Source organism: Arthrobacter sp. TJ-217 (assembly GCF_058269255.1).
The window spans coordinates 189,132-202,540 of record NZ_JBZCNJ010000001.1; the positions used below are offsets into that span (position 1 = coordinate 189,132).

At 69.2% G+C, this 13,409-nt stretch carries 15 protein-coding genes; 8 read left to right on the forward strand and 7 right to left on the reverse strand.

Going from position 1 to position 13,409, the window contains the following annotated elements; translation table 11 throughout:
- Positions 1–11 precede the first annotated feature (11 nt).
- Both AC4D2R_RS00990 and AC4D2R_RS00995 read right to left on the reverse strand, forming a co-directional pair.
- The gene (locus AC4D2R_RS00990; RefSeq protein WP_490936614.1) at positions 12–611 is read right to left on the reverse strand and encodes a nitrobindin family protein; all 600 of its coding nucleotides are present in this window, start codon (positions 609–611) and stop codon (positions 12–14) included.
- A 188-nt stretch (positions 612–799) separates the two neighbouring features.
- Positions 800–1,543 (reverse strand): hypothetical protein, encoded by a 744-nt coding sequence (locus AC4D2R_RS00995; protein WP_490936616.1) that lies wholly within the window; start codon positions 1,541–1,543, stop codon positions 800–802.
- 167 nt (positions 1,544–1,710) lie between these two features.
- Here AC4D2R_RS00995 and AC4D2R_RS01000 point away from each other — a divergent pair, with 167 nt between their 5' ends.
- The 8 genes from AC4D2R_RS01000 to AC4D2R_RS01035 all read left to right on the forward strand — a co-directional run bounded on the left by AC4D2R_RS01000 (position 1,711) and on the right by AC4D2R_RS01035 (position 10,099).
- Entirely contained in the window at positions 1,711–2,418 is a 708-nt protein-coding gene (locus tag AC4D2R_RS01000; RefSeq protein ID WP_490936618.1) for a winged helix-turn-helix transcriptional regulator, read from the forward strand.
- Positions 2,419–2,667: 249 nt separating this feature from the next.
- Positions 2,668–3,702, forward strand: coding sequence for a mycothiol synthase (gene mshD / locus AC4D2R_RS01005; RefSeq protein WP_490936620.1), 1,035 nt, complete (start codon positions 2,668–2,670; stop codon positions 3,700–3,702).
- 71 nt (positions 3,703–3,773) lie between these two features.
- Positions 3,774–5,993: an RNA degradosome polyphosphate kinase gene (locus AC4D2R_RS01010; protein WP_490901203.1), complete on the forward strand. Its 2,220-nt coding sequence runs from the start codon at positions 3,774–3,776 to the stop codon at positions 5,991–5,993.
- Complete coding sequence (locus tag AC4D2R_RS01015) at positions 5,993–6,964, forward strand: NUDIX hydrolase (RefSeq protein ID WP_490936622.1); 972 nt, start codon at positions 5,993–5,995, stop codon at positions 6,962–6,964. Before AC4D2R_RS01010 ends, AC4D2R_RS01015 begins: the two co-directional genes overlap by 1 nt.
- A gap of 113 nt (positions 6,965–7,077) precedes the next feature.
- Positions 7,078–7,854: a thymidylate synthase gene (locus AC4D2R_RS01020; protein ID WP_490937344.1), complete on the forward strand. Its 777-nt coding sequence runs from the start codon at positions 7,078–7,080 to the stop codon at positions 7,852–7,854.
- On the forward strand, positions 7,851–8,438 hold the full coding sequence (locus tag AC4D2R_RS01025; protein ID WP_490936624.1) for a dihydrofolate reductase: 588 nt from the start codon (positions 7,851–7,853) through the stop codon (positions 8,436–8,438). Before AC4D2R_RS01020 ends, AC4D2R_RS01025 begins: the two co-directional genes overlap by 4 nt.
- A gap of 41 nt (positions 8,439–8,479) precedes the next feature.
- The gene (gene asd / locus AC4D2R_RS01030) at positions 8,480–9,628 is read left to right on the forward strand and encodes an aspartate-semialdehyde dehydrogenase (protein ID WP_490936626.1); all 1,149 of its coding nucleotides are present in this window, start codon (positions 8,480–8,482) and stop codon (positions 9,626–9,628) included.
- A gap of 42 nt (positions 9,629–9,670) precedes the next feature.
- Positions 9,671–10,099, forward strand: a complete 429-nt coding sequence (locus tag AC4D2R_RS01035) for a hypothetical protein (protein ID WP_490936628.1) — start codon at positions 9,671–9,673, stop codon at positions 10,097–10,099.
- Between the two features lie 31 nt (positions 10,100–10,130).
- Here AC4D2R_RS01035 and AC4D2R_RS01040 read toward each other — a convergent pair whose 3' ends face one another.
- Genes AC4D2R_RS01040 through AC4D2R_RS01060 form a run of 5 tightly spaced genes read right to left on the reverse strand, consistent with a single transcriptional unit; the run spans position 10,131 to position 13,376 of the window.
- Positions 10,131–11,246 carry a UDP-N-acetylmuramate dehydrogenase gene (locus AC4D2R_RS01040; protein ID WP_490936630.1) on the reverse strand — a complete coding sequence of 372 codons (1,116 nt, stop codon included), beginning with the start codon at positions 11,244–11,246 and terminating at the stop codon, positions 10,131–10,133.
- On the reverse strand, positions 11,243–11,683 hold the full coding sequence (locus tag AC4D2R_RS01045; RefSeq protein WP_490901195.1) for a MaoC family dehydratase: 441 nt from the start codon (positions 11,681–11,683) through the stop codon (positions 11,243–11,245). Before AC4D2R_RS01045 ends, AC4D2R_RS01040 begins: the two co-directional genes overlap by 4 nt.
- Before the next feature lie 2 nt (positions 11,684–11,685).
- Positions 11,686–12,132, reverse strand: coding sequence for an FAS1-like dehydratase domain-containing protein (locus tag AC4D2R_RS01050; RefSeq protein WP_490901194.1), 447 nt, complete (start codon positions 12,130–12,132; stop codon positions 11,686–11,688).
- 57 nt (positions 12,133–12,189) lie between these two features.
- Complete coding sequence (locus AC4D2R_RS01055; RefSeq protein ID WP_490936632.1) at positions 12,190–12,432, reverse strand: hypothetical protein; 243 nt, start codon at positions 12,430–12,432, stop codon at positions 12,190–12,192.
- 20 nt (positions 12,433–12,452) lie between these two features.
- Positions 12,453–13,376: a DUF2797 domain-containing protein gene (locus AC4D2R_RS01060; protein WP_490936634.1), complete on the reverse strand. Its 924-nt coding sequence runs from the start codon at positions 13,374–13,376 to the stop codon at positions 12,453–12,455.
- Positions 13,377–13,409 lie beyond the last annotated feature (33 nt).

Sequence of the window (13,409 nt, forward strand, 5' to 3'; positions counted from 1 at the left end):
CGCTCCCGGTCCTAGGAAATCTTCTTCAGGATCGCCGAGGCGTGGGCCTCGAGCGAGTTCCCGGACGCCGCCACATCCCAGCGCCAGTACAGGTCTCCCTCGACAAGCCCGAAGAGGCGGGTGGCGGCCGTGTATTCCTTGGAATGCTGGCCGCGCATCACCAGGTCCGTCGACATCTGGATCTGCGGGCCCTTGATGCTGCCGTAGTACAGTTCGGCGATGCTGCCCGGGTGCACGATTGTCGCGGTGATGTCGAAGCCGCCCGAGTCGTTGCGGAACTGCTCCACCTCGTCGGCCGTCTTCAGCGCCGGCACGATGTCGGCCGGGGACAGACCCGGGCCGACATCGGCGTCGTTGAGCTTGCGGTCAAGCGCCCAGAACCCCGTCTCCACCGACAGCGGCCGCAGCCGTGCGCCCTGCTCGTCGGTGAGCCAGCTCTCCGCGCTGTACTGCAGGTAGGGAAGGCCGTGCTGTTCGAAGGTCACCCGCTGGGCGAAGTGCTCGGACTCGGCATTGCCCTCGCCGAGGCGGCCGGTTCCCTCCCAGACTCCGAGCAGCCACGACAGCGGAACCAGCTCTGGAGTCAGGTCGGTGGGAAGTTCGATCGACATTAAGGAGACCCCGTAGTGCTACTTCTGGCCCTTGTAAAGGCGGGCGATCACCAGCGCGGCGAAGCCGGCCATGGCGAGCCCGGAGATGACAAGCAGGCAGATGAAGAAGATTTCAATCGCAAGAATCGACATGGCACCATCCTAGCCTCCACCGCTCCGGGCAGAACAACCATCTGGAGCCCGCGGCCTCAGGAGAGCAGCAGCTTGTCCAGGAAATACACGAGGGCTCCCAGACCGAGCACCGGGGTGATTCCCGCCGACACCGCTGCCGCCGCCGACAGCGGGACCTCACGGGCGAGCAGCAGGCGGCGTCCGCTCGCCACGACGGCACCGCAGACCACGCCCACGATGGCGGCGGGCACGGGCGGCACCCCCGAGGCCAGCACCGCGCCGACGGCTCCGGCGGCACCGCCGGCCAGCAGCGCCAGCGGAGCGGTCGCGCGGTCGGGCCAGGGCAGCAGCGACACGGCAAGTGAGGCAAGGATGCTGGCCCCGGCGACCAGCAGGGTGCCCGAATCGGCGGCGTTGACGGCGAGGCGGTCCGCTGCGACCCAGCCCGAGCCGAGGGCGACGGCGAACACCCCGGAGCTGGCCCCGAGGGTCGATTCGAGCCGGTGGCTCTGTCCGGTTCCCCGGATCAGCTGGATGAGGAACACGGCCCCAACGCCGAGGGCGACGGCCCCGGGCAGCCAGACAAGGAATTCAGGGCCGGGGGTGATCGCGGCTGCGGCGACGGCGGCCAGGGCGCTGAGGCCGATCGCGGCGGCCTGGCTCTTCCGGGCCGGAACATTCAGCAGGTGCGGCCAACCAATGGCTGCGGCGGCCGAGAAGACGGCGGCGGTCACTGCAAGCGCGCCGAGGGAGAAATAGGAGGCGGAAACGATGCCTGCCACTGCGGCGGTGGCGGCGGCGGCAACTATCCAGTTTCTCACCCGAGCAATACTGCCCTATGCCCGAAGGGTTCAGGAAACGGTGCACCCGGGCGGAAAATCGCGGGTGGGTATACTTGTCGAAATTCTTTACCGACGGCGGCTCCCGGTCCCCCGGGCGGCACCGGCGTTCCCGCCCGATGATGCGCGTCCCAACCAGTGGAGGACATATGCCGCACATCCTGATGCTCACGAACACTCCGGGTTCGTCGGTGGAAATCCTGCCCGCGCTTGAACTGCTGAGTCACAAGGTCCACATCCTCCCCGCGGAGCCGACCGCGCTGCTTGAGACCGAGCCCTGCGACGTCGTGCTGGTTGACGCTCGGCGCGACCTCGTCGGCGCGCGCTCGCTGACACAGCTGCTGAAGGCCACCGGCCTGAGCGCGCCGCTGATGCTCGTCCTTACCGAGGGCGGAATGACGGCGGTCGCCGCGAGCTGGCTCGCCGACGACGTCGTCCTCGACTCGGCGGGTCCGGCCGAAGTCGAGGCGAGGCTGCGCCTGGTGATCGCACGGGCGAACGCGGCAAGCGAGGAAACCAGCACCGAGATCCACGCCTCCGGGGTCGTCATCGATGAGGCGAGCTATACGGCCCGCGTGGGCGGAGAGCCGCTGAACCTCACCTACAAGGAGTTCGAGCTGCTGAAGTACCTGGCCCAGCATCCCGGCCGGGTCTTCACCCGCGACCAGCTGCTCCACGAGGTCTGGGGGTACGACTACTACGGCGGCACCCGCACCGTCGACGTGCACGTGCGGCGCCTGCGGGCCAAGCTCGGCCCGGACTACGAACAGCTCATCGGCACGGTGCGCAATGTCGGTTACCGCTTCACCCTGACCCGCATGCCGGAGGAGCCGGCCTCGGTCAACCAGGACGCCTGAACTAGCACACCTGAAGCGCCTCCGGGCCAGCATCGCCGGTTCCGGAGCCGGCAAAAACAAAACCCTCCTCCCCGTCAGGGAAGGAGGGTTTTGAGGGCCTGGGCCCTTCAGTGGAGGACATACGGGTCGAACGTATCGCGGGCACCCCATTGGTGCATCCCCCCGGAACGGTTCCTTACGCTACAGCATCGTTGCTGAAGCGGCCAAACCGGCATCGGTGATCGGCTTTCCGGGGACTAGGCTGGGCGCATGATCGCCGACCAGCAGCTTCCCACCTGGGTAATCACCTCAACCTCCGGAACACCAGAGCCCGCGGTGCTCGAGGAGATCCGGGTCCTCGCCGCGCGCGCCGCCGAGGCCGACGGGAATCCTCCCCTGTCGGAGCAGACCCTCGTCGAGCTCCGCTCCGCCGCCCCCGGTGCGGGACTGCGCGTGTTCACCGCCCGCCCCGCCGCCGCAGGGAGCCCGGGCGCCAGCGGCGCATCCGCCACCGGAAGCGGGGACGACGGTGGTGAGCTGGCCGGCGTCGCCGTCGTCACTGTTCCCCGGGGACAGGACGGCAGCGAGGCTTCCGGCGCCGTCGTGGAGATGGTCGTTGCACCGCACAGCCGCAGCGAAGGGGTGGGCACCGCCCTCGCCGAGGCGGTCACCGCCTCCGGGTTCCCCTCCCTGCTCGCCTGGTCGCACGGAAACCATGCCGCCGCCGCGGTGCTTGCGGGCCGCTACGGTTTCCGCCCGGTGCGGGAGCTGTGGCGCATGCGTCAGACCCGCGCCGCTGCCGAGGAAGCGGCGGTCCCGCTGACCCTGCCCGAGGATGTGCGGATCCGCAGCTTCGTTCCGGGACAGGACGAGGAGCGCTGGCTCCAGGCCAACCGCGCCGCGTTCGCCCACCACCCCGAACAGGGCTCGATGGAGCTGTCCGACCTTCAGGCCCGCATGGCCGAGGACTGGTTCGATCCCGAGGGTTTCCTGCTCGCCGAACGCATGTCCGACGGCGAACTGCTGGGCTTCCACTGGACGAAGGTCCACGCCGGCACCGGCGGCCACCCTCCCATTAGCGAGGTGTACGTAGTGGGAGTGACCCCGGCTGCCCAGGGGCGGGGCCTGGGCCGGGCCCTCACGATCGCCGGCATCGAGCACCTGCACGGACGGGGCCTTCAGGCGATCATGCTCTACGTCGATGCGGACAACACGGCAGCCGTCGCCTTGTACCGGGCCCTGGGGTTCACCCGGTGGGATGTGGATGTTATGTACGCAGGTGGAGAAGACACGCCCAGCTTGTAAGGTTGGGTTGGAGTACAGTGCCCGCTTCTACGCGCGCCCCGGAGCCACCAACAACCGCCGCAGGAGACACCATGGCATCTGAGACCGCAGCCCGAGTTCCATCCCTGTATGGGTCGTCGGAGACCGCTCCGGCCCGGGCAACCCAGGACCGCATCGACATCCCGGAGTTCGCCCCGAGCCTGCTGCCCTCCGGGGACATCCGACCCGACCGGTTCCTCGACCGGGAGATCAGCTGGCTCGACTTCAATGCGCGGGTACTGGAGCTCGCCGAGGACCCCGACCTCTACCTGCTCGAGCGCGTTGGCTTCCTCTCGATCTTCGCCTCCAACCTCGACGAGTTCTTCATGGTGCGGGTCGCCGGGCTCAAGCGCCGCATCGCCACAGGACTCGCAGTGCCGTCCGCTGCCGGTCTGAGCCCGATCGAGCAGCTCGAGAAGATCATGGAGGACGGCTACCACCTCCAGCAGCGCCATGCCCGCGTGTTCGCCGAGCAGATCCGCCCCGCCCTCGAAAAGGAGCGGATCCTCCTGACCACATGGGACGAACTCGACGAGCCGGCGCGGCAGGAGCTGAACAAGCTCTTCGCGGAGAAGGTGTTCCCGATCCTCACGCCGCTGGCGGTCGACCCGGCCCACCCGTTCCCCTACATTTCCGGGCTTTCCCTCAACCTCGCCGTCGTGGTGCGCAACCCCGTCAGCGAAAAGGAACTCTTCGCCCGCGTTAAGGTGCCCGATCAGCTGCCCCGGCTGATCTCGGTCGACGGACCGCGCGCCGGCAACGTCGCGGGGCGCACCGCGCGCTTCATCGCCCTCGAGGACGTCATCGCGGTCCACCTCGACCAGCTCTTCCCGGGTATGGAGGTCCTCGAGCACCACACGTTCCGGGTGACCCGCAACGAAGACCTCGAGGTAGAGGAGGACGACGCCGAGAACCTCCTCCAGGCCCTCGAGAAGGAGCTGCTGCGGCGCCGGTTCGGCCCTCCGGTGCGCCTTGAGGTCACTACCGACATCAACCCCAGCATCCGGGCCCTGCTCTCGCGCGAGCTCGGCGTCGAAGAGGACGAGGTGTACACCCTTCCGGCTCCGCTCGACCTGCGCGGCCTGAGCGTCATCGGCAAGATCGACCGCGGCGAACTCCACTACCCCAAGCACGTGCCGCACACCAGCCGCCACCTCAACGAGAGCGAAACCTCGAAGGCGGCGAACGTCTTCGCGGCAATGCGGCGCCGGGACATCCTCCTGCACCACCCGTACGACTCCTTCTCCACCTCCGTTCAGGCGTTCCTCGAACAGGCGGCGGCGGATCCGAAGGTGCAGGCCATCAAGCAGACCCTCTACCGCACCTCGGGCGACTCCCCGATCGTCGATGCCCTCATCGACGCCGCCGAGGCCGGCAAGCAGGTGCTCGCCCTCGTGGAGATCAAGGCACGCTTCGACGAGCAGGCGAACATCTCCTGGGCGCGGAAACTTGAGCAGGCCGGCGTCCACGTGGTCTACGGGATCGTGGGCCTGAAGACCCACTGCAAGCTTTCCCTGGTGGTCCGGCAGGAAATCGACGGCCTGCGCCGCTACTGCCACATCGGCACGGGCAACTACCACCCCCGCACCGCCCGCTACTACGAGGACCTGGGCCTGCTCACCTCGAACGACCAGGTGGGACAGGACCTGTCGCGGCTGTTCAACCAGCTTTCCGGGTATGCGCCGAAGTCAACGTTCAAGCGCCTCCTCGTCGCCCCGCGGTCGGTGCGCTCCGGGCTGATCGACCGCATCGAACGGGAGATCGCCAACAAGAAGGCGGGCCTGGGCGCCCGCGTGATCATCAAGGTCAACTCGATCGTCGATGAAGCGATCATCGATGCGCTCTACCGCGCCTCGCAGGCCGGAGTGCAGGTCGACGTGATCGTGCGCGGCATCTGCTCGGTCCGGCCGGGCGTCCCGGGGCTCAGCGACAACGTCACGGTCCGTTCGGTGCTCGGCCGGTTCCTTGAACACTCGCGGGTTTTCGCGTTCGCCAACGGCGGCGACCCCGCCGTGTTCATTGGCTCCGCTGACATGATGCACCGCAACCTCGACCGGAGGGTCGAGGCCCTGGTGCAGCTGAGCGCCGCCGACGACATCGAATACCTGATGACCCTCATGGACCGCTACATGGATCCGCGCACCGCGAGCTGGCACCTCGACGCCGAGGGGTGCTGGACACGGCACTCCGAGGGCGAGGACGGCCCGCTGGGCGACGTCCAGTCCTGGCTGCTCGCCTCCCGCGCCCGGCAGCGCGCGGCCGCCCGCCGCTGATGTCGGCAAACCTGCAAAGCGCCACCGAGCATCCTCCGGCGGGCGCGTCGGAAGTCGGGATCGTCGCGGCCGGGACGCTCTGCTGGCGGACCGAAAAGGGGCGGCTGGAGGTCCTGCTCATCCACCGCCCGCGGTACAAGGACTGGTCCTGGCCCAAGGGCAAGCTCGACCCCGGAGAGACAACCCCGGAGTGCGCCGTCCGGGAGACCCGCGAGGAGGTGGGCCTTGAGGTCCGCCTCGGCCTGCCGCTGCCCTCGATCCGCTACCCCGTTGCCTCGGGGCTGAAGCTGGTCCACTACTGGGCCGCCAAAGCAGACCGCCTCGTGCCCGTCCCCGACGGCAAGGAAGTCGACGAGTACCAGTGGGCCACCCCGGCGAAGGCCCGGCGGCTGCTTTCCAGCCAGTCGGACCACGAACCGCTCGCCGCCCTCGAGGAAGCCCACGAACGCGGCCACCTCGACACCTGGCCGCTGATCGTCGTCCGGCACGCGAAGGCGAAGCCGCGCTCCTCCTGGAGCCGGGCCGAAGGGGAACGTCCGCTCGCCGCCACGGGCCGGCGCCAGGCCGTCGCCGTCAGCCGGCTGCTCCAGGCGTGGCAGCCCTCACGGGTGATCAGCAGCCCGTGGGTGCGCTGCGTCCAGACCGTGTCGCCCTACGTGACCCAGCGCGAGGCGAAGCTTAAACTCGTCGACGCGCTCACCGAGCACGACGCCGCCCGCAAACCCGCCCGTGCGCGCACGGCGGTGGAGAAGGCCCTGGACAAGGGACAGTCGGTGGCGATCTGCACGCACCGCCCGGTGCTCCCCCTGGTCTTCGAAGTGCTGCGCGGCCACATGCCCAAGCCGCTCGCGGCCCGGCTGCCGGCGGTTGACCCGTACCTCGCCCCGGGTGAAGCGGTGATCTGCCAGGTGAGCAACAGCCATTTCGGCCGGATTGTCTCGGTGGAGCAGTACCGCGCCTACGACGACTAGCCCGGAACGCCCGGCGCGCCAATCCCTGCCCGTCACCGCCGGCCGCGGCCGCTCGTTAGACTGGCAGGGTGAGTGAACTCCTGACCCCCTACGAAGACCTGCTGCGCGACGTGATGGCCAACGGTGCTGCGAAAAGCGACAGGACGGGCACCGGCACGCGCAGTGTCTTCGGCCGGCAGCTGCGCTTCGACCTCAGCGAGTCCTTCCCGCTGATCACCACCAAGCGCGTCCACTTCAAGTCGGTGGCCCTGGAGCTGCTCTGGTTCCTGCGCGGCGAATCGAACGTCTCCTGGCTTAAGGAGCAGGGCGTGACGATCTGGGACGAGTGGGCCGACACAGACGGGGAGCTCGGGCCGGTGTACGGCGTCCAGTGGCGCTCCTGGCCCACCCCCGACGGCGGCTCTATCGACCAGATCGCCCAGGTCATCGAGGGCCTGAAGGCGAACCCCGACTCGCGCCGCCACATCGTCTCGGCGTGGAACGTCGCGGAAATCTCCAAAATGGCCCTTCCGCCCTGCCACGCGTTCTTCCAGTTCTACGTCGAACCCTCGGCCGAGGGCCCGGGCAGGCTCTCCTGCCAGCTGTACCAGCGGTCGGCCGACACTTTCCTCGGGGTTCCCTTCAACATCGCCTCATACGCCCTGCTCACCCTCATGGTGGCCCAGCAGGCCGGGCTCGAACCCGGCGAGTTCATCTGGACCGGAGGAGACGTGCACATCTACGACAACCACGTGGAGCAGGTCACCGAACAGCTCACCCGCAAGCCCTACCCCTACCCGCGCCTGCGCATCACCCGCCGGCCCGAGTCGATTTCGGACTACACCCTGGAGGACTTCGAAGTGCTCGACTACCAGCACCACCCCACCATCAAGGCTCCGATCGCCGTATGAGTTTCGACGGAGTCTTTGACGGAATCTCCGACTGGGTAACCGTCGCGGATGCGGCCAACGGCGAACCGGTCATCGGCATGATCTGGGCGGAGACGACAAGTGGAATCATCGGCAAGGACGGGGGCCTGCCCTGGCATGTTCCCGAGGATATGGCCCACTTCAAGGCGATGACCACCGGCCACCCCGTGGTCATGGGCCGGCGCACCTGGGAGTCGTTCCCGGAGAAGTACCGGCCGCTGCCGGACCGCACCAACATCGTTGTCAGTTCTTCCGGCGCGCTCCAGGGCGCCGTCGTCGTCGAATCCCTCGAAGCCGCGCTCGAGAAGGCCCGGCGCGCGCCCGGCGCGGAGGAGATCTGGATCATCGGCGGGGGCCGCCTCTACGAGGAAGCCGTTGCCCATGCCAACATCGCCGCCGTGACGGTTCTCGAATCGGGAACCGACGGCGACACCAAGGCCCCGGTGCTGGGCCCCGAGTGGAACCTCAAGGGCATCAGCCCCGCCTCGGGGTGGCTCACCAGCAGCAGCGGAACCCGCTACCGGCTGAGCCTGTGGTCGCGCGCCTCCGGCGGCAGCGGCGCGTAAAGGGCCAAGCGCGGTCCGCCGTCCTCCCCTAAGCTTGGATTATGACCTCCGCAGCAAGTACCTCTCCCCTGCCCTCGGTGGGCTTCGTCGGCTGGCGCGGCATGGTCGGCTCCGTCCTCATGCAGCGACTGCAGGACGAAGGCGACTTCAGCCTCCTGAACCCGGTGTTCTTCTCGACCTCGAACGCGGGCGCGCCGGCGCCGTCGTTCGCTGAGGGCGCCGGAACCCTGCAGGACGCCTACGACGTCGAAACCCTTGCCAAACTGCCGATCATCGTGACCGCCCAGGGCGGCGGCTACACCAGCGAGGTGTACCCGAAGCTGCGCGATGCCGGATGGGACGGGCTGTGGATCGACGCCGCGTCGACGCTGCGCATGGAATCCGACTCGATCATCGTGCTCGACCCGGTGAACCGCTCGGTCATCGACGAGGGCCTGGCGCGCGGGGTGCGGGACTTCATCGGCGGGAACTGCACCGTCTCGTGCATGCTCATGGGTCTTGGCGGATTGTTCCGCAACGACCTGGTGGAGTGGGGCACCTCGATGACCTACCAGGCCGCGTCGGGCGGCGGCGCCCGCCACATGCGCGAGCTGCTCACCCAGTTCGGGGCCCTCCACGGCAGCGTGCTAAGGCACCTTGACGACCCGGCCTCGGCCATCCTCGAAATCGACAGGGCGGTCCTCGCCCAGCAGCGCCACCCTGAGCTCGACGCTTCGCAGTTCGGGGTTCCCCTCGCCGGGTCGGTGATTCCCTGGATCGACGCCGACCTCGGCAACGGGCAGTCCCGCGAGGAGTGGAAGGCCGGAGCCGAGACCAACAAGATCCTCGGCATCGACGTCGACGGCGGACGCATTCCGTTCGACGGGCTGTGCGTTCGGGTCGGGGCGATGCGCTCGCACTCGCAGGCCCTGACCCTGAAGCTGAAGCAGGACCTTCCGGTAGCCGAGATCGAGCGGCTAATCGCCGAGGACAACGAGTGGGTGAAGGTTGTCCCGAACACCAAGGAAGCAACCCTTGCCCAGCTCACCCCCGTCGCCGCGACCGGGTCGCTGGAAATCCCCGTGGGCCGCATCCGCAAGCTGGAGATGGGCCCTGAGTACATCAGCGCGTTCACCGTTGGGGACCAGCTCCTGTGGGGTGCCGCGGAGCCGCTGCGGCGGATGCTCCTGATCGCCACAGGGAACCTCTAGCGCCGGATCAAAAAGGTCGGTGCCCGGCGGCAGAATACCTGCATGGAAAAGCTGGACGTCGACCAGATCCTTATCCGCTTCTTCTCAGCCAGCGCGACGGCGCGGCATCCCGAGACGGTGATCCGGTACGGGCGGGTCCAGGAGCTCCTGCGCTCGTATCTGGAGCACGAGGGGGCGCTCTCCCTCTCCCCCGATTCAGCGGCCCTTCTCGGGCTGGAACGCCAGTTCGCTCCCGATGCGGCGTATGCGCGCCTGATGGGGGCCGCCGAGCTGCTTCACGCCCTTCCCGGGTTCCTCGGCCCCCGGTGGCTTGCCCCCGACTTCCACGACCGGCTTGCCCAGATCAGCCTCGTTTCGCGCCTGGCCCAGTGGCTGTGCTCGCGGCGGCTCGTCGACGGCAAGGCCCAGTGGGTCGACGTGCTGCTGACCCGGGCCGCGGCCGAACACGCCCGCCGGACGGCCGTCACCTGAGGCGCTGCCCGCGGCTCCGAAGGCCGGCGGGTCAGGGTGCTGGAACCCCGGCGGGGCGCGCACCGGGCAGCGAGCAGCCAATGAGCAGCGGTTCGGGTGCGAGGCGCAGCCCGTAGGCCGCCTCGACGCCGTCCGCGACAAGCCCGCCGACGGCGAGGATGTCGGTGGCCGAGGCGCCGCCGCGGTTGGTGACGGCGAGTGTGTGCTTGGTGGACAGGGCGGCGCGCCCGCCCGCCGCCGCGGAGCCGGCGTCATCGTGCAGTCCGAACCCCTTGGAGAACCCTGCGTGCTCGATGAGCCAGGCCGCGCTCAGCTTCACCCGTCCCGGATCCGCCGTGGGGTACCTCGGTGCATCACCCGGCAGCCGCTCAGCGACGGATGCCTCGACGACCGGGTTGGTGAAGAAGGAGCCTGTGCTGTAGGTGTCGCGGTCCCCGGCGTCGAGGACCATCCCCTTGGCGGCGCGGAGCCTGAGCACCTCCCGCCGCACGTCGATTGCGTAGGCGCGCTCGCCGACCTCCACCCCGAGCGCCCGGGCCAGTTCGGCATACTTGATGGGCGTGCTCATCCGGCCAAGGCCCAGCTGAAATTCAACGGTGAGCACCACGTAGCGGGGGGACCCATTGACGGTCGTCTCCTTGAGCAGCGAGTTCCGGTAGCCGAAGCGGAGCTCGAAGTTGGTGAAGCTCTTCACCGCCCCGGCCTGCCGGTCCCAGGTGCGGACGGTGGCGAGGGTCTTCGATACATCGGTGCCGTAGGCGCCCACGTTCTGCACCGGGGTTGCGCCGGTTGAGCCGGGGATGCCGGAGAGCGCCTCGAGCCCCGAGAAGGCGTGCTTCACCGTGTACCCCACGAGCTCGTCCCAGTCCTGGCCCGCCTGCGCCTTGACCATGACTCCGCCGCAGGTCGCGTCGTCGTCGTTCACGGCGAAGCCGGTTGAGGCGATGCGGACCACGGTGCCGTCGAAGCCCTCGTCGGCGATGACGAGGTTCGACCCGCCGCCCAGGATGAGCAGCGGCTCCCCCGCCGCATCAGCGGTGCGCACGGCGTCGATGATTTCCTGCTCGGACCGGGCCTCGATCAGGGTGCGTGCCGGCCCGCCGACGCCCACGGTCGTGAGGTCCGCCAGCGGCTGCCCGCCGGTCACGGCAGGCGCACCAGGGCCTGGGCCTTCACGAGGACCTTCTGCCCGGCAGAGGTTACGGTCAGGTCCACCCGGGCGGTCGACTGGTCGGGATTGAGGGCGCCGATTACGCCGCTGACCTCAAGGACGGCCCCCGGCTCGCCGGGGCTCGCCGTGGTGTCCGCGACGGGAACGGGCTTGGTGAAGCGCGTCTGGTAGTCGATGACGGCGGTCGGGTCGCCGGCCCAGTCGGTGACGAGCTGGACGGCGGCGCCCATCGTGAACATGCCGTGGGCGATGACGCCGGGAAGGCCAACGCTTTCGGCGAAGTCGGGGTTCCAGTGGATGGGGTTGAAGTCCCCCGAGGCTCCCGCGTACCGCACGAGGTCCTGGCGGGTGATGGTGATGCTGGCCGAGCCGATGGCCTGGCCCACTGTGAGGGCTGTGAGTTCAACCGTCATTGCTACTCCTCTCCCCGCACGAGCAGGGACGACGTCGTCGTGGCGGTATGCGCGCCGCCGACAGTCGATATTTCGGCGCGCGTGGTGATCATCGCCCCGCCGCCCATCGCCCGCACCTGGTCGACGTGCAGTTCGGCGACCAGTTCGTCCCCGGCGACGATCGGCCGGTGGTGGATGAAGCGCTGGTCCGCGTGGACGACACGGGAGAAATCGATTCCCGAGGCAGGATCGGCGATCAGCTGGGCGTCGGCCCGCTGCGCCACGATGATCGCGAAGGTCGGCGGTGCCACGAGGTCGGCGTGGCCGAGCGCCGTGGCGGCCTCGAAGTCGTAGTGGGCGGGGTGGGTGGCCTTGACGGCGCGGGCGAAGTCGCGGATCGCTTCGCGGCCCACGGTGTACACCTCGCCGGCGGGGTACGTGCGCCCCTGCAGGTCGGGATTGATGGTCATGAAAGTCCTCCGGGATGTCTGGGGGCGGCTCTGGTCAAGGGTAGTCGAGCGGCTGGATCAGCGCCGCGGTGCGGCCTGTCCGCGGCTGCGCCGCTTGGCGTCGCGGACCCGCACCACCATGCCGGCCAGGTGGCAGGCGAGGCCGGCGCCGATGACCGGGAACGCGGCGAAGACGGCGGCGTCAGCTCCAGCAGCGGCGCCCGCGACGGCGAGCGCGATTCCTGCCCCGGTAATGACCAGCGCGGCGATCAGGAGCCGGCGGTAGAGCACGGATCCGGTGTCCCAGGGTGTATTGAGCATTGGTTAATCCTACCGCCGTCCTAGAACAGGGACTCCTGCACGGCAGGCACGGCCGTGGCGTAGTCTCCGAGCCCGATGCGGCGCCCCTTCAGGCGGGACAGGTCGGCAATGAAGCGCAGCGGCGCGCCTTCCAACTCCACGAGGGCGCACGGGCCGAGCATCGGGCCGAGAATGAACCCGTGCTCGCCGGTCTCAAGCGCACCGGGGTAGGGCTGCGCCCCGGTCGCCGAAAGCACCTCCTGCCAGGACGGCGGCGGCTCGAACCGCTCGCAGACGACGGTGTAACCCGCGAGGTCCATCCCCTCGCGCAGGAGCACCCGGGCCGAGTCCGCGTGGCCGGCGTTGATCCCGGCAAGCTGCTCCGGCGGGAGGGGCCGGCGCAGGGCTGCGGCCTTCGCGCCGGAGCGCACCGCCTGCGGAAGCCCGACGCTGCGCGTCACCTCGTCTTCGAGGACGCGGACCACCCTCCCGTTGTCCGCCAGTGCCACGTACTCGGCGGCGACGGCTCCCTGCTCGATGAGCCGCCCGTGCTTGCGCAGCGCGGAGGCGGTACCGACCTTCGTGGCGCCGTCGGCAAAGGTCGCGACGTAGAGCCAGTGCGGCTGGTCGAGGTAGCGCTTAAGGCCCTCCGGGGCGATCCCTGACCGGTGGATGTCGTGCATGAAGCGCAGGTCGTCCTGGGCGAAGCAGGGCCCGCACTGGTAGCCGCGCTCGGCCTCGGCCTGCCGCGGACAGGGAACATGCGTGCGGGCCTCGGGGCCCTGGACGCGGTAGGAGCCCAGGCAGTACCGGACGCCGGCTGGGCCAAGGACGCGGAAGCCAAGCCGGGTGCCGGGGTCAAGGGGCAGGTCGGCCCGGGATCCGTCCGGAGCTGCGAGCGCCAGGGCCGGCCGCGTTCCGGTCCAGGCGACGCCGCTGCACAGGTACCGGCCGCCGGGAATCATCGATTCAGCTTAGGTCACGGGCAGGCAGCCCGG